General features: G+C 66.6%; 26 protein-coding genes. All 26 read right to left on the bottom strand.

Going from position 1 to position 14,356, the window contains the following annotated elements; translation table 11 throughout:
• Window positions 1-19 precede the first annotated feature (19 nt).
• The 26 genes from ACFV4G_RS03315 to rplB all read right to left on the bottom strand — a co-directional run bounded on the left by ACFV4G_RS03315 (window position 20) and on the right by rplB (window position 14,317).
• Window positions 20-1,042 carry a DNA-directed RNA polymerase subunit alpha gene (locus ACFV4G_RS03315; protein WP_030055844.1) on the bottom strand — a complete coding sequence of 341 codons (1,023 nt, stop codon included), beginning with the start codon at window positions 1,040-1,042 and terminating at the stop codon, window positions 20-22.
• Window positions 1,043-1,173: 131 nt separating this feature from the next.
• Window positions 1,174-1,581, bottom strand: coding sequence for a 30S ribosomal protein S11 (gene rpsK, locus ACFV4G_RS03310; protein ID WP_030232513.1), 408 nt, complete (start codon window positions 1,579-1,581; stop codon window positions 1,174-1,176).
• Window positions 1,582-1,653: 72 nt separating this feature from the next.
• Window positions 1,654-2,034 (bottom strand): 30S ribosomal protein S13, encoded by a 381-nt coding sequence (rpsM, locus tag ACFV4G_RS03305; protein WP_097237495.1) that lies wholly within the window; start codon window positions 2,032-2,034, stop codon window positions 1,654-1,656.
• A gap of 181 nt (window positions 2,035-2,215) precedes the next feature.
• Entirely contained in the window at window positions 2,216-2,329 is a 114-nt protein-coding gene (gene rpmJ, locus ACFV4G_RS03300; protein WP_003956441.1) for a 50S ribosomal protein L36, read from the bottom strand.
• Between the two features lie 32 nt (window positions 2,330-2,361).
• The gene (gene infA, locus ACFV4G_RS03295) at window positions 2,362-2,583 is read right to left on the bottom strand and encodes a translation initiation factor IF-1 (protein ID WP_003956442.1); all 222 of its coding nucleotides are present in this window, start codon (window positions 2,581-2,583) and stop codon (window positions 2,362-2,364) included.
• A 179-nt stretch (window positions 2,584-2,762) separates the two neighbouring features.
• Window positions 2,763-3,188 carry a large conductance mechanosensitive channel protein MscL gene (gene mscL / locus ACFV4G_RS03290; protein WP_380435925.1) on the bottom strand — a complete coding sequence of 142 codons (426 nt, stop codon included), beginning with the start codon at window positions 3,186-3,188 and terminating at the stop codon, window positions 2,763-2,765.
• A 128-nt stretch (window positions 3,189-3,316) separates the two neighbouring features.
• Entirely contained in the window at window positions 3,317-4,156 is an 840-nt protein-coding gene (gene map, locus ACFV4G_RS03285) for a type I methionyl aminopeptidase (protein WP_380435984.1), read from the bottom strand.
• 109 nt (window positions 4,157-4,265) lie between these two features.
• Entirely contained in the window at window positions 4,266-4,919 is a 654-nt protein-coding gene (locus ACFV4G_RS03280) for an adenylate kinase (protein WP_380435923.1), read from the bottom strand.
• Window positions 4,919-6,229 carry a preprotein translocase subunit SecY gene (secY, locus tag ACFV4G_RS03275; RefSeq protein WP_380435921.1) on the bottom strand — a complete coding sequence of 437 codons (1,311 nt, stop codon included), beginning with the start codon at window positions 6,227-6,229 and terminating at the stop codon, window positions 4,919-4,921. The genes ACFV4G_RS03280 and secY overlap by 1 nt, the downstream gene beginning before the upstream one ends.
• Window positions 6,230-6,550: 321 nt before the next feature.
• A complete protein-coding gene (gene rplO / locus ACFV4G_RS03270; protein ID WP_380435919.1) occupies window positions 6,551-7,003 on the bottom strand; it encodes a 50S ribosomal protein L15 in 453 nt (150 codons plus the stop codon).
• A 2-nt stretch (window positions 7,004-7,005) separates the two neighbouring features.
• Window positions 7,006-7,188 carry a 50S ribosomal protein L30 gene (gene rpmD, locus ACFV4G_RS03265; protein ID WP_030055835.1) on the bottom strand — a complete coding sequence of 61 codons (183 nt, stop codon included), beginning with the start codon at window positions 7,186-7,188 and terminating at the stop codon, window positions 7,006-7,008.
• Window positions 7,188-7,811: a 30S ribosomal protein S5 gene (gene rpsE / locus ACFV4G_RS03260; protein WP_030055834.1), complete on the bottom strand. Its 624-nt coding sequence runs from the start codon at window positions 7,809-7,811 to the stop codon at window positions 7,188-7,190. Before rpsE ends, rpmD begins: the two co-directional genes overlap by 1 nt.
• 48 nt (window positions 7,812-7,859) lie before the next feature.
• Window positions 7,860-8,243: a 50S ribosomal protein L18 gene (rplR, locus tag ACFV4G_RS03255; RefSeq protein ID WP_030280785.1), complete on the bottom strand. Its 384-nt coding sequence runs from the start codon at window positions 8,241-8,243 to the stop codon at window positions 7,860-7,862.
• Between the two features lie 3 nt (window positions 8,244-8,246).
• Window positions 8,247-8,786 (bottom strand): 50S ribosomal protein L6, encoded by a 540-nt coding sequence (gene rplF, locus ACFV4G_RS03250; protein ID WP_380435917.1) that lies wholly within the window; start codon window positions 8,784-8,786, stop codon window positions 8,247-8,249.
• Window positions 8,787-8,808: 22 nt separating this feature from the next.
• Window positions 8,809-9,216, bottom strand: a complete 408-nt coding sequence (gene rpsH, locus ACFV4G_RS03245) for a 30S ribosomal protein S8 (RefSeq protein WP_030280781.1) — start codon at window positions 9,214-9,216, stop codon at window positions 8,809-8,811.
• Between the two features lie 268 nt (window positions 9,217-9,484).
• Window positions 9,485-9,670, bottom strand: a complete 186-nt coding sequence (locus ACFV4G_RS03240; protein WP_030055830.1) for a type Z 30S ribosomal protein S14 — start codon at window positions 9,668-9,670, stop codon at window positions 9,485-9,487.
• 4 nt (window positions 9,671-9,674) lie between these two features.
• Window positions 9,675-10,244: a 50S ribosomal protein L5 gene (gene rplE, locus ACFV4G_RS03235; protein ID WP_030393302.1), complete on the bottom strand. Its 570-nt coding sequence runs from the start codon at window positions 10,242-10,244 to the stop codon at window positions 9,675-9,677.
• The gene (gene rplX, locus ACFV4G_RS03230; protein ID WP_030055828.1) at window positions 10,244-10,555 is read right to left on the bottom strand and encodes a 50S ribosomal protein L24; all 312 of its coding nucleotides are present in this window, start codon (window positions 10,553-10,555) and stop codon (window positions 10,244-10,246) included. The genes rplE and rplX overlap by 1 nt, the downstream gene beginning before the upstream one ends.
• Window positions 10,556-10,570: 15 nt before the next feature.
• A complete protein-coding gene (rplN, locus tag ACFV4G_RS03225) occupies window positions 10,571-10,942 on the bottom strand; it encodes a 50S ribosomal protein L14 (protein ID WP_030055827.1) in 372 nt (123 codons plus the stop codon).
• Between the two features lie 102 nt (window positions 10,943-11,044).
• A complete protein-coding gene (gene rpsQ, locus ACFV4G_RS03220; protein ID WP_030055826.1) occupies window positions 11,045-11,317 on the bottom strand; it encodes a 30S ribosomal protein S17 in 273 nt (90 codons plus the stop codon).
• On the bottom strand, window positions 11,317-11,541 hold the full coding sequence (gene rpmC, locus ACFV4G_RS03215) for a 50S ribosomal protein L29 (protein WP_063348970.1): 225 nt from the start codon (window positions 11,539-11,541) through the stop codon (window positions 11,317-11,319). The genes rpsQ and rpmC overlap by 1 nt, the downstream gene beginning before the upstream one ends.
• Window positions 11,541-11,960 carry a 50S ribosomal protein L16 gene (rplP, locus tag ACFV4G_RS03210; RefSeq protein ID WP_030055824.1) on the bottom strand — a complete coding sequence of 140 codons (420 nt, stop codon included), beginning with the start codon at window positions 11,958-11,960 and terminating at the stop codon, window positions 11,541-11,543. The genes rpmC and rplP overlap by 1 nt, the downstream gene beginning before the upstream one ends.
• A 5-nt stretch (window positions 11,961-11,965) precedes the next feature.
• Window positions 11,966-12,790 (bottom strand): 30S ribosomal protein S3, encoded by an 825-nt coding sequence (rpsC, locus tag ACFV4G_RS03205; RefSeq protein WP_188301636.1) that lies wholly within the window; start codon window positions 12,788-12,790, stop codon window positions 11,966-11,968.
• Window positions 12,790-13,137 (bottom strand): 50S ribosomal protein L22, encoded by a 348-nt coding sequence (rplV, locus tag ACFV4G_RS03200; RefSeq protein ID WP_030055822.1) that lies wholly within the window; start codon window positions 13,135-13,137, stop codon window positions 12,790-12,792. The genes rpsC and rplV overlap by 1 nt, the downstream gene beginning before the upstream one ends.
• A 50-nt stretch (window positions 13,138-13,187) precedes the next feature.
• Window positions 13,188-13,469 (bottom strand): 30S ribosomal protein S19, encoded by a 282-nt coding sequence (gene rpsS / locus ACFV4G_RS03195; RefSeq protein ID WP_030055821.1) that lies wholly within the window; start codon window positions 13,467-13,469, stop codon window positions 13,188-13,190.
• Between the two features lie 11 nt (window positions 13,470-13,480).
• Window positions 13,481-14,317, bottom strand: coding sequence for a 50S ribosomal protein L2 (rplB, locus tag ACFV4G_RS03190; RefSeq protein ID WP_063348968.1), 837 nt, complete (start codon window positions 14,315-14,317; stop codon window positions 13,481-13,483).
• Window positions 14,318-14,356 lie beyond the last annotated feature (39 nt).

Raw genomic sequence — 14,356 nt, 5'->3', positions numbered from 1 at the left:
GCCCCCGCGGCCAAATCTCTTAGTACTGCTCGGTCTCGGCGTAACCCGCGTCGTCCAGGTCGTCGGCGCCGAAGGCGTCGGCGGCCGCGGTCGGGTCGAACCCGGGCGGGCTGTCCTTGAGGGCCAGGCCCATGCCGGCCAGCTTCGCCTTGACCTCGTCGATCGACTTCGCACCGAAGTTGCGGATGTCGAGCAGGTCGGCCTCGGAGCGGGCCACGAGCTCACCCACGGTGTGGATGCCCTCGCGCTTGAGGCAGTTGTAGGAGCGGACCGTGAGCTCCAGCTCCTCGATCGGCAGCGCCAGGTCGGCGGCCAGGGCGGCGTCCGTCGGGGACGGGCCCATGTCGATGCCCTCGGCGTCGATGTTCAGCTCGCGGGCGAGGCCGAACAGCTCCACCAGGGTCTTGCCGGCCGAGGCCATGGCGTCGCGCGGACGCATGGCGGGCTTGGTCTCGACGTCGACGATCAGCTTGTCGAAGTCGGTCCGCTGCTCGACACGGGTGGCCTCGACCTTGTAGGTGACCTTCAGCACGGGGCTGTAGATCGAGTCGACCGGGATGCGGCCGATCTCCTGGCCGGAGGCCTTGTTCTGGACGGCGGAGACGTAGCCGCGACCGCGCTCGACGGTCAGCTCCATCTCCAGCTTGCCCTTGCCGTTCAGCGTGGCGAGGACCAGCTCCGGGTTGTGCACCTCGACACCGGCCGGCGGCGCGATGTCGGCGGCGGTGACGACACCCGGGCCCTGCTTGCGCAGGTACATCACGACCGGCTCGTCGTGCTCCGAGGAGACGACCAGCTGCTTGATGTTGAGGATGAGGTCGGTCACGTCCTCCTTGACGCCCGGCACGGTGGTGAACTCGTGCAGGACGCCGTCGATGCGGATGCTGGTGACAGCGGCACCCGGGATCGACGACAGGAGCGTGCGGCGCAGGGAGTTGCCGAGGGTGTAGCCGAAGCCCGGCTCCAGCGGCTCGATCACGAACCGCGAGCGGAACTCGTCGACGACCTCTTCGGTCAGCGAGGGGCGCTGAGCGATAAGCATGGGGGGTAATCCTCCGGTTGTCTTCGGCACCCACTATTTGATGCCGACAGGACCAAGCGTACGGGGTCTCGCACAAAACGAGACCCCGTACGTGGTTTAAAGCAGGACCCAGCGTGCCCGAAGGCGCTGCGTCAGACGCGGCGGCGCTTCGGCGGACGGCAGCCGTTGTGCGGGGTGGGGGTGACGTCCTGGATCGAGCCGACCTCCAGGCCGGTGGCCTGGAGCGAACGGATCGCGGTCTCGCGGCCGGAGCCCGGACCCTTCACGAAGACGTCAACCTTGCGCATGCCGTGCTCCTGCGCGCGACGGGCAGCGGCCTCGGCGGCCATCTGCGCGGCGAACGGGGTGGACTTGCGCGAGCCCTTGAAGCCGACGTGGCCGGCGGAGGCCCAGGAGATCACGTTGCCCGCGGGGTCGGTGATCGAAACGATGGTGTTGTTGAACGTGCTCTTGATGTGCGCGTGGCCGTGAGCGACGTTCTTCTTTTCCTTGCGGCGGATCTTCTTCGCGCCGGCAGCCTGACGACCCTTGGGGGGCATAAGTCTGTTCTCCTACTGAGGTGGTCGGTCCGCTGACCCGCGGGCCGGAGGGATGTCCGGTTACGGGACGGACTACTTCTTGCCCGGCTTCTTCTTGCCGGCGATCGCGCGACGCGGGCCCTTGCGGGTACGCGCGTTGGTGTGGGTGCGCTGGCCGCGGACCGGCAGGCCACGGCGGTGACGCAGACCCTCGTAGCAGCCGATCTCGACCTTGCGGCGGATGTCGGCGGCCACCTCACGGCGGAGGTCACCCTCGACCGTGTAGTTGGCGTCGATGTACTGGCTCAGCTTGACGAGGTCTTCCTCGGAGATGTCGCGAACGCGGACATCCGGGTTGACACCGGTCTCGGCCAGGGTCTGCTGGGCGCGGGTACGGCCGATGCCGTACACGTAGGTAAGGGCGATCTCGATCCGCTTCTCACGGGGGAGATCAACGCCGGCGAGGCGTGCCATTCAAGGCTCCTGTGTTTCTTCAGAGGTCTTGCGTGCTACCTACTCCGACATCTCACGATGAGGGAGCCCCGGCCTCTGACCGGGGGCGGCAGTCCGTCCGGTGTCCCGTAGACGGATCGGGTAGCCCGCTTATGACGTTTTTCGCGTCGCGCGAAGTACTACGAGAAATGCTGGGGAGAGATCAGCCCTGGCGCTGCTTGTGGCGCAGGTTGTCGCAGATCACCATGACCCGGCCGTGGCGGCGGATCACCTTGCACTTGTCGCAGATCTTCTTGACGCTCGGCTTGACCTTCATGTTCAGGTTCTCCGGGTCTAGATCTGACGTTCTTACTTGTAGCGGTAGACGATCCGGCCGCGCGTGAGGTCGTAGGGGCTGAGCTCCACGACGACCCGGTCGTCCGGCAGGATGCGGATGTAGTGCATGCGCATCTTGCCACTGATGTGCGCGAGGACCTTGTGACCGTTCTGCAGCTCGACCTTGAACATCGCGTTCGGCAGAGACTCGATCACGGTGCCCTCGATCTCAATGGCGCCTTGCTTCTTAGCCATGAACTGCGAGATCCACCTTCCGGGACCGGCTACCGTATGCGGAACGCTCGTGCGAACCTGGGTTCACCCCGTCCCCGAGGGGAAGAGGGCGCGCTGAAGCACGCTACGAGTGAGCCGACGGTCCATCCTACGCCAGCGCGTCCGATGGGCCAAAACGAGGCTCCCGCGGGACGGCCGCGTCACACCCCGGCGGACACCGCCAGCGGCTCGACGTGCGCGGTGCACGCCGAGCAGCGGCGGGCCGCCTCGGGGATGTCGGTCAGGCACTCGGGGCACGGACGCTTCGGGGTGGCCGGCTTCTTGGGCATGTACCGGGCGGTGGCCTTGCTCACCGGCAGGACGACGCAGAAGTAGAGCACCGCGGCGGTCATCACGAACGCGATCACCACGTTGAGGAACTGCCCGTACGGGAAGGTCACGTTGGCGACCGTCGCCTTGTACGAGCTGAAGTCGCCGGCCGCGCCGACGACCACGCCGACCAGCGGGGTGAGGAACGCGGACACGAAGCCGGTCACCACCCCGGTGAACGCGGCCCCGATGACGACACCGACCGCCATGTCGACGACGTTGCCGCGCATCATGAAGTCGCGAAATCCCTTGAGCACGTGCTCTCTCCTCGCTCTGAGCCCACAAGTAGCCACTGCCAGCCGATAAAAATAGGACAAAAGCCCTGGAGGTCCAAACCTCCAGGGCTCCGGTGCCTTGTCGGCGACGGCAGTCGGCCGCCGGGCGACTACGCGAGCGGGTCCGGCGCGGCCGTGACGCCGAGCTTCGCGAGCTCCGCCTTGCCGCCGTCGAAGGCGGTCAGGACCAGCGGGCCCTGCTCGGTGACGGCGACGGAGTGCTCCCAGTGCGAGGCCCAGGTGCCGTCGTTGGTGACGACCGTCCAGTCGTCCTCCAGCACGGTGGTGTGCGGGGTGCCCAGCGAGACCATCGGCTCGATCGCCAGCACGGTGCCGGGGATCAGCTTCGGGCCCTTGCCGCGGCCGCGCTCGACGTAGTTCAGGACGTGCGGTTCCATGTGCATCGCGGTGCCGATGCCGTGACCGCCGTAGCCCTCGGTGATGCCCCACTTGCCCTTCGGCGGCAGCGGCTGGCGGCGGATGAAGCCCTCGATCGCCTTGGAGACGTCGACCAGGCGGTTGCTCTTCTTCATCTGGGCGATGCCGGCCCACATCGAGCCCTCGGTCACCCGGCTCAGCATCTCGACCTCGAGGCGGACCTCGCCGACGGCGACGGTGATCGCCGCGTCGCCGTGCCAGCCGTCCAGGATGGCGCCGCAGTCGATCGAGATGATGTCGCCCTCCTGCAGCACCCGGTCGCCGGGGATGCCGTGCACGACCTCGTTGTTCACCGAGGCGCAGATCACGCCCGGGAACCACAGGCCGCCGTGGTGCGCGCGGAAGTTGGAGGTGGCGCCGTGGTCGGTGATCACCTTGTCCGCGACGTCGTTCAGCTCCTGGGTCGTCACCCCCGGGGCGACCGCCTCACGGCAGGCCTTCAGCGCTTCGGCGACGACCAGCCCGGCCGCTCGCATCTTCGCGATCTGCTCGGGGGTCTTGATCTCCACCATCAGGGTCACGCCTTCCACGTTCCGTTTGCCACTGCGTACCACCGTACGACGCCGTACGGCCGCGCTGCCCGGGATAGGGAGCGCGGCCGTACGTACGTCGCTAAAAAACTCAGCTGTCCTGCTTCAGCGCCTCGATCGCGCGCTGCGTCACCTCGTCCACCTTGCCGAGCGCCGAGATCGTCGCCACCAGGCCCTGCTGGACGTAGTAGTCGATGATCGGCTCGGTCTCCGTGTGGTAGACCTCCAGGCGCGTGCGCACCTTCTCCTCGGTGTCGTCCGAGCGCTGGTACAGCTCGCCGCCGCACTCGTCGCAGACGCCCGCGACCTTCGGCGGGTTGTAGTCCACGTGGAACACGTGGCCGCCGTCGTTGCGGCACAGGCGCCGGCCGGCGATCCGGCGGACGACCTCGTCCTCGGGGACCTCCAGGTCCAGCACGCCATCGAGCGTGATGCCCTGCTCGACGAGGAACTCGTCCAGCGCCTTCGCCTGGCCCAGGTTGCGGGGGAAGCCGTCGAGCAGGAAGCCGTTCGCGGCGTCCGCCTGCAGCATCCGGTCCTTGGCCATCCCGATGGTCACCTCGTCCGGCACCAGGCGACCCGCGTCCATGTAGCTCTTGGCCTCGAGCCCCAGCGGGGTGCCCTGGCCGATGTTGGCGCGGAACAGGTCTCCGGTGGAGATGTGGGGGATGGACAGGGTCTTGGCGAGCAGGTGCGCCTGAGTACCCTTCCCGGCCCCGGGAGGACCAACGAGGACGATACGCATCAGCGGAGGAACCCTTCGTAATTGCGCTGCTGGAGCTGGCTCTCGATCTGCTTCACAGTTTCGAGTCCGACGCCGACGACGATGAGAACGCTGGTGCCGCCGAACGGGAAGTTGGTCTGCTGTCCGAAGGCGACCAGGGCGATCATCGGGATCAACGCGATCAGGCCCAGGTAGAGCGAACCCGGCCACGTGATCCGGGTCAGCACGTAGTTCAGGTACTCGGCCGTCGGCCGGCCGGCCCGGATGCCCGGGATGAAGCCACCATACTTCTTCATATTGTCGGCAACTTCTTCGGGGTTGAAGGAGATCGCGACGTAGAAGAAGGCGAAGAAGACGATCAGCAGGAAGTAGGTGGCCATGTAGATCGGGTGGTCACCCTTGACGAAGTTCGTCCGGATCCAGGTCGCCCAGCCGGCCTGGCTGTTGGTCAGCTGGACCACCAGGGCGGGGATGTACAGCAGCGACGAGGCGAAGATGACCGGGATGACACCGGCCTGGTTCACCTTGAGCGGGATGTAGGTCGAGGTGCCGCCGAACGCGCGGCGGCCGATCATGCGCTTCGCGTACTGCACCGGGATCCGGCGCTGGGCCTGCTCGACGAAGATGACCAGCATCACAACGATGACGCCGACGGCCACGACGGAGAGGAACTCGACCCAGCCGCCACCGATGGTGCCGGACTGCTTGATCGCCCACATGTTGGAGGGGAACTGCGCCGCGATCGAGGTGAAGATCAGCAGCGACATGCCGTTGCCGATGCCGCGGTCGGTGATCAGCTCGCCCAGCCACATGATGACGGTGGTGCCGGCGGTCATGGTGAGCACCATGACGGCGACCCGGAACACCCCGGTGTCCGGCACGATCTGGTTCGCCAGCGGGCAGCCGGAGAACAGCGCACCGCTGGAGGCCGTCGCGACGATGCCGGTGCCCTGGAGCACGGCGAGCGCGATGGTCAGGTAGCGGGTGTACTGGGTGATCTTCGCCGTACCGGCCTGGCCCTCCTTCTTCAGCGCCTCGAGTCGCGGGATCACGACGGTGAGGAGCTGGAGGATGATGCTGGCCGTGATGTACGGCATGATGCCGAGCGCGAAGATCGTGAGCTGAAGAAGCGCGCCACCACTGAACAGGTTGACGAGCCCGAAGAGGCCGCTGTTCTTGGTCTCCTTCACGCACTCGTTCACGGCCGTGAAACTCACGCCGGGAATCGGGATGTGCGAGCCCAGCCGGAACAGCACCATGATGCCCAGCGTGAACAGCAGCTTCTTGCGCAGGTCGGGCGTCTGGAACGCCCGCGCGAACGCACTGAGCACGGTGCCTCCTGCGCCTCCCGCACGTCGTCGGCGGGAGGGTCGGTCCTGAATGGGGAGTTTGCGGTTCGGGCCCCCGTACAGACGGCACAGGCGAGCCTACGCGCAGCCTACAAGGGAACTCCACGGACTCTAACAGTGCGCAGCCACTCGGAAGAAGCGCGTACGGCCCCTCCCCCACTCACGGGGTACGGGATGCCCGGATTTGCCACACAAAAGAACGAGGACCACTCCGGCCGGTTTTCGGTCCGTGGCCGAACCGGAAAAGCGCGAACCCCGCACTTCCCGGAGGAAGTGCGGGGTTCGGAGCTGTGATCAGCGGGCTCAGACGAGCTCGGTGACCGTACCGCCGGCGGCGGTGATCTTCGCGGCGGCGGAGCCGGAGACGGCGTCGACCGTCACCTGCAGCGCGACCGAGATCTCGCCGGTGCCGAGCACCTTGACGAGGGAGTTCTTGCGAACCGCGCCCTTGGCGACCAGGTCCTCGACCGTGACCTCTCCACCCTGCGGGTAGAGCTCGGCCAGCTTGTCGAGGTTGACGACCTGGAAGGTGATCTTGAACGGGTTCTTGAAGCCCTTCAGCTTCGGCAGGCGCATGTGGAGCGGCATCTGGCCACCCTCGAAGCGCTGCGGAACCTGGTAGCGGGCCTTGGTGCCCTTGGTGCCACGACCAGCGGTCTTACCCTTGGAGCCCTCACCACGACCCACGCGGATCTTGTCGGTCTTGGCACCCGGGGCGGGACGCAGGTTGTGGATCTTGATCGGGTTGTCGCCCATGATCAGTCCACCTCCTCAACCGTCACCAGGTGACGGACCGTGTGGGCCATCCCGCGGATCTCGGGACGGTCCTCCTTCACCACGACGTCGTGCATGCGCTTGAGACCAAGCGAACGCAGGGTGTCACGGTGATTCTGCTTGCTGCCGATGTACGACTTGGTCTGCGTGATCTTCAGGCGAGCCATCAGGCGCTCACCCCAGCAGCACGCGCCCGCAGCAGAGCGGCGGGGGCCACGTCCTCCAGCGGCAGGCCACGACGGGCGGCGATCTCCTCGGGGCGCACAAGGCCCTTCAGAGCAGCCACGGTGGCGTGCACGATGTTGATCGCGTTGTCCGAGCCGAGCGACTTCGACAGGATGTCGTGGATGCCGGCGCACTCCAGGACGGCGCGCACCGGACCACCGGCGATAACACCGGTACCGGGGGCGGCGGGCTTCAGGAGCACGACGCCGGCGGCCTTCTCACCCTGGATGGGGTGCGGGATGGTGCCCTGGATACGGGGGACCTTGAAGAAGTTCTTCTTGGCCTCCTCAACACCCTTGGCGATGGCGGCCGGAACCTCCTTCGCCTTCCCGTAACCAACACCCACGGTGCCGTCACCATCGCCCACCACGACCAGCGCGGTGAAGGAGAAGCGACGACCACCCTTGACAACCTTGGCGACACGGTTGATCGCGACAACGCGCTCGACGTAAGCGGTCTTCTCGACGGCGGGGGCGTTGCCCCGGTCGTCACGCTTACGGTCGCGCCGCTCGCCACCGCCGGTGCCACCGCCGGCGCCGCTACCGCGGCGCTGGGGTCCAGCCATTGGAATTACCTCTCTCGATTACGTCCGTCGACTGAGTCGACGAGCGGCTTAGAAGTCGAGCCCGGCCTCGCGGGCCGCGTCCGCCAGGGCGGCGATGCGGCCGGCGTACCGGTTGCCCGCGCGGTCGAAGACGACCGACTCGATGCCGGCGGCCTTGGCGCGCTCGGCGACCAGGCTCCCGACCTTCTTGGCCAGCTCGGTCTTGTCGCCCTCGGCGCCCTTGATGGACACGTCGAGGGTGGACGCCGACGCCAGGGTGTGACCCTTGGCGTCGTCGATGACCTGGGCGACCATGTGACGGTTCGAACGCGTCACAACGAGGCGCGGACGCACCTCGGTGCCGACGACGCGCTTGCGAACGCGGATCGCGCGGCGCTTGCGAGCGGCGCTCTTGTAGGCGTTGCCCTTGCCGATCTTGACAGAGACACTCATCGCTTACTTACCACTCTTTCCGACCTTGCGGCGGATGACCTCGCCCGCGTACTTGACACCCTTGGCCTTGTACGGGTCCGGCTTGCGCAGCTTGCGGATCTTCGCGGCGACCTCGCCGACCTTCTGCTTGTCGATGCCGTCCACGTGGAACTTGGTGGCCGACTCGACGACGAAGGAGATGCCCTCGGGGGCCTCGACCAGGATCGGGTGGCTGTAGCCCAGCTGGAACTCCATGTCGGAGCCCTTCGCCAGAACTCGGTAGCCGACACCGCTGATCTCCAGCGACTTGCGGTAGCCCGCGGTCACGCCGGTGATCATGTTCGCCACCAGCGTGCGGGAAAGACCGTGCAGGGCCTTCGACAGACGCTCGTCGTTGGGGCGGGTGACGAGCAGCGTGCCGTCCTCGCCCTTACCGATCTCGATCGGCGCGGCGACGACGTGAGTGAGGGAACCCTTGGGGCCCTTCACCGAGATCGCCTGGCCATCGATGGTGACGTCCACGCCAGCGGGGACCTGGATGGGCAGCCGTCCAATGCGCGACATTGCTGTACCTCCGTTTCCCGAATTACCAGACGTAGGCGAGAACTTCTCCGCCTACGCCCTTCTTGGCGGCCTGCTTGTCGGTGAGGAGACCCGAGGACGTGGAGATGATCGCCACGCCCAGGCCGCCGAGCACCTTCGGCAGGTTGGTGGACTTTGCGTAAACGCGCAGACCCGGCTTGCTGATGCGCTTGATGCCGGCAATGGAGCGCTCACGGTTGGGACCGAACTTGAGCTCGATGGTCAGCTTCTTGCCGACCTCGCCCTCGGCCGGCTCCTCAACCTTGTAGGAGGAGATGTACCCCTCCTGCTGCAGGATCTGGGCGACGTGCGCCTTGATCTTGCTCGCCGGCATCGCCACGGAGTCGTGGTACGCCGAGTTCGCGTTACGCAGACGAGTGAGCATGTCTGCGATGGGGTCGGTCATGGTCATGATGGCCTCAGGCCTCTCTCGCCGTGGTTTCTCCGCGCCAGGTCCCCCCGCCGCACTCCGAGGAGTGCGGCGGGGGCACAGACGCAGGGGACCTGCGGCGTCGTAAGACTGGGTGCGAGCCCTCCCAGAGAAGGGCCACGGGCATCCATGGGGAAGCCGTGGCAGGGGGCCCGACCCCACAACCTTACGGGAATCCGTACGGGAGCCCAAAACGGGCTGATGTGGGGCCGGGCACCTCTGCGTCGCTAGCGGTGCCTAAAGCTCTGGACTACCAGGAGCTCTTGGTCACGCCCGGCAGCTCGCCGCGGTGCGCCATCTCACGAAGGCAGACACGGCAGAGGCCGAACTTGCGGTACACCGAGTGCGGACGGCCGCAGCGCTGGCACCGGGTGTAGGCCCGGACGCCGAACTTCGGCTTGCGCTCGGACTTCGCGATGAGGGACTTCTTCGCCATTGGCTCACGCCTCCTTGAACGGGAAGCCCAGAGCGCGCAGGAGCGCCCGGCCCTCGTCGTCGGTCTGAGCGGTGGTCACGACGGTGATGTCCATACCGCGCTGACGGTCGACCTTGTCCTGGTCGATCTCGTGGAACATGACCTGCTCGGTCAGACCGAACGTGTAGTTGCCACGGCCGTCGAACTGCTTCGGGGAGAGGCCACGGAAGTCACGGATACGCGGCAGGGCCAGCGACACCAGACGGTCCAGGAACTCCCACATGCGGTCACCGCGGAGGGTGACGTGGGTGCCGATCGGCTGGCCCTCGCGCAGCTTGAACTGCGCGATGGACTTACGGGCCTTGGTCACGGCCGGCTTCTGACCGGTGATCGCGGTCAGGTCGCGGATCGCGCCCTCGATCAGCTTGCTGTCACGGGCGGCCTCGCCGACACCCATGTTGACGACGACCTTGACCAGGCCGGGCGTCAGCATGACGTTCTCGTACGAGAACTGCTCCTGCAGCTGACCCTTGATCTCGGAGTTGTAACGCTCCTTGAGACGGGGGGTCACCTTCTCAACAGTCGTCTCAGACATCAGATGTCCTCACCGGTTCGCTTGGCAACGCGGATCTTGTTGCCCTCGTCATCGAAGCGGTAGCCAACGCGGGTGACGACCTTCTTGCCGTCCTTCTCCACGACCAGCTGGACGTTGGAGACGTGCACCGGGGCCTCGACGGTGACGATGCCACCCTGAGTGCCCGGGCCCGGCTTGGTGTGCTTCTTGACCCGGTTCACACCCTCGACCAGGACCTTGTTCTCGGCGGGCATGGCCTGGATGACCTTGCCCTGCTTGCCGCGGTCCTTGCCGGTGATGACCTGAACCAGGTCACCCTTCTTGATCTTCATGCTGTTCGCCATGGGTTAGAGCACCTCCGGCGCAAGCGAGATGATCTTCATGAACTTCTTGTCGCGCAGCTCGCGGCCCACCGGGCCGAAGATGCGGGTGCCACGGGGGTCACCCTCGGTGTTCTTGAGGACGACGGCGGCGTTCTCGTCGAACCGGATGTACGAACCGTCGGGACGACGGCGCGACTTCACGGTACGGACGACGACGCACTTGACGACGTCACCCTTCTTCACCGAACCGCCGGGGATCGCGTCCTTGACGGTCGCGACGATGACGTCCCCGATGCCGGCGTAGCGGCGACCGGAACCACCGAGAACGCGGATGCAAAGGATTTCCTTCGCGCCCGTGTTGTCGGCGACTCGCAGTCGCGACTCCTGCTGGATCACAGCTTTCTCCTGATCGTCAACGAGAGCTGACGGGCCGGCCGCTGCTCACACCAGCGCCCGCACGGGACCTGGTGCACATACGGCCGTACCGCATCAACTTCGTTACTTGGCCTTCTCGAGGATCTCGACGACGCGCCAGCGCTTCGTCGCGGACAGCGGGCGGGTCTCCGCGAGGAGGACCCGGTCGCCGATGCCGCAGGCGTTCGCCTCGTCGTGCGCCTTCAGCTTGTTCGTACGGCGGATGACCTTGCCGTACAGAGCGTGCTTGACGCGGTCCTCGACGGCGACGACGACGGTCTTGTCCATCTTGTCGCTGACGACGAGACCCTCACGGGTCTTGCGGAAACCGCGCGTCTCGTTGGTGTTCTCAGTCATCAGGCGTTCTCCACCGTCTCGATGCCCAGCTCGCGCTCGCGCATCAGGGTGTAGATCCGCGCGATGTCCTTACGGACGAGCTTGAGCCGTCCGTGGTTGTCGAGCTGCCCGGTCGCCGCCTGGAAGCGGAGGTTGAACAGCTCCTCCTTGGCCTCACGGAGCTTGGCAACGAGACCCTCGTTGTCCAGCTCGCGGAGGTCAGCAGCCTTGGTGCCGGCCGACATCAGCTCTCACCTGCCTCGCGCCGGATGATCCGGCACTTCATCGGGAGCTTGTGAGCAGCGCGGGTCAGCGCCTCACGAGCCACCTTCTCGTTGGGGTACGACAGCTCGAACATGACCCGACCCGGGTGCACGTTCGCGATCCACCACTCGGGCGAACCCTTACCGGAACCCATGCGGGTCTCGGCCGGCTTCTTGGTGAGCGGACGGTCCGGGTAGATGTTGATCCAGACCTTGCCGCCACGCTTGATGTGACGGGTGACGGCGATACGAGCGGACTCGATCTGCCGGTTCGTCACGTAGGCCGGGGTGACGGCCTGGATGCCGTACTCGCCGAACGCGAGCTCGGTGCCACCCTTGGCAGCGCCGCGGCGCTTGGGGTGGTGCTGCTTGCGGTGCTTGACCCGACGGGGGATCAGCATGACGGTCAGGCCTCCGTTCCGGTGTTCTCGGCAGCCGGAGCCTCGGCGGCCGCGGCCGCGGGGGCCTCGGCAGCGGCGGGGCGACGGCCACGGCCACCGCGCTCGCCACCACGGCGCTCGCCACCGCGGGCGGGACGACCACCCTCGGGACGGGCCGGGCGGTTGCCCGAGCGGGCAGCGGCGTTCTCAGCGCGGACCTCGGCGATGTTCTTGACGTCGCCCTTGTAGATCCAGACCTTCACACCGATGCGGCCGAAGGTCGTCTTGGCCTCGAAGAAGCCGTAGTCGACGTTCGCGCGCAGGGTGTGCAGCGGCACACGGCCCTCGCGGTAGAACTCCGAACGGCTCATCTCGGCGCCGCCGAGACGACCGGAGCACTGGACCTTGATGCCCTTGGCGCCGGACTTCATGGTGCCCTGCATCGACTTGCGCATGGCACGGCGGAAGGAGACGCGGGAGGACAGCTGCTCCGCGACGCCCTGAGCCACGAGCTGGGCGTCCAGCTCGGGGTTCTTGACCTCGAGGATGTTCAGCTGGACCTGCTTGCCGGTCAGCTTCTCGAGGTCGCCGCGGATGCGGTCGGCCTCGGTGCCACGGCGGCCGATGACGATGCCGGGGCGAGCGGTGTGGATGTCAACGCGGACGCGGTCGCGGGTGCGCTCGATCTCGACCTTGGAGATGCCGGCGCGCTCCATGCCCTTCGTCATCATGCGACGAATGGCGACGTCTTCCTTGACGTAGTCCTTGTACAGCTTGTCGGCGTACCAGCGGGACTTGAAGTCCGTGCTGATGCCGAGGCGGAACCCGTGCGGGTTAACCTTCTGGCCCATTACCGGGTCCCTTCCTTGCTGCTGACGACCACGGTGATGTGGCTGGTCCGCTTGCGGATCCGGTAGGCACGACCCTGCGCACGCGGACGGAACCGCTTCAGGGTCGGGCCCTCGTCAACGTACGCCTCGCTGATGACGAGGTCGTCCACGTTGGAGTGGTTGTAGTTGTGCGCGGCGTTGGCAATGGCGCTGTCGAGCACCTTGCCGACGGGCACGGTGGCGGCCTGCGGAGCGAAACGCAGGACGGCCTGGGCCTCCGTGGCCGGCAGGCCACGGATGAGGTCCACCACGCGGCGGGCCTTCATGGGCGTGACGCGGATGTACCGCGCCTGGGCCCTGGCTTCCATGGTTGTCCCCTTGCTGGTGTAAGTCATTGAGTCGGTAATCTCGCTGGCGACTAGCGACGCTTCGACTTGCGGTCGTCCTTGACGTGACCGCGGAAGGTACGCGTCGGCGCGAACTCGCCGAGCTTGTGGCCGACCATCGACTCGGTGACGAACACCGGGACGTGCTTACGGCCATCGTGCACCGCGATCGTGTGGCCGAGCATGGCCGGGAAGATCACGGAGCGACGGGACCAGGTCTTGATGACGTTCTGGGTACCCGCCTCGTTCTGCGCGTCCACCTTCTTGAGAAGGTGGCCGTCGATGAAGGGGCCCTTCTTGAGACTGCGCGGCATCTGACCTGCTCCTAGCGCTTCTTGTTGGTCTTGCGGCGGCGCACGATGAGGGCGTTCGAAGCCTTCTTCGGGCTACGAGTGCGACCCTCCTTCTGGCCCCACGGCGAGACCGGGTGGCGGCCACCAGAGGTCTTACCCTCACCACCACCGTGCGGGTGGTCGATCGGGTTCATGGCGACACCACGCACGGTCGGGCGGACGCCCTTCCAGCGCATACGGCCGGCCTTGCCCCAGTTGATGTTCGACTGCTCGGCGTTGCCGACCTCGCCGACGGTGGCGCGGCAGCGCGCGTCGACCAGGCGGATCTCGCCGGAGGGCATGCGCAGGTGCGCCATCTTGCCCTCACGCGCGAGCAGCTGGATGCCGGCACCGGCGGAGCGGGCCATCTTGGCACCGCCACCGGGACGCAGCTCCACCGCGTGGATGGTGGTACCGACCGGGATGTTGCGAAGCGGCAGGTTGTTGCCCGGCTTGATGTCGGCGCCAGCGCCGTTCTCGATCCGGTCACCCTGCGCGATGCCGCGCGGCGCGATGATGTAGCGCTTCTCGCCGTCCGCGTAGTGCAGGAGCGCGATGCGCGCGGTGCGGTTCGGGTCGTACTCGATGTGCGCGACCTTGGCCGGCACGCCGTCCTTGTCGTGACGACGGAAGTCGATCACGCGGTAGGCGCGCTTGTGACCGCCACCCTGGTGGCGAACGGTGATCCGACCGGCGTTGTTACGGCCGCCCTTGCTGTGCAGGGGGCGAACCAGCGACTTCTCCGGCGTGGACCGCGTGATCTCTACGAAGTCGGCCACGCTGGAGCCACGACGGCCCGGCGTAGTCGGCTTGTACTTGCGGATGCCCATTTGGCTCTCTCGTCCTCGTCCTTATCGACGATCACGATC

Origin of the sequence: Kitasatospora sp. NPDC059747, from assembly GCF_042732955.1 — a bacterium.
Taxonomy (GTDB): domain Bacteria; phylum Actinomycetota; class Actinomycetes; order Streptomycetales; family Streptomycetaceae; genus Kitasatospora.
The sequence above is the reverse complement of the archived record's forward strand: the minus strand, read 5'-3'. Positions and strand labels throughout refer to the sequence as shown.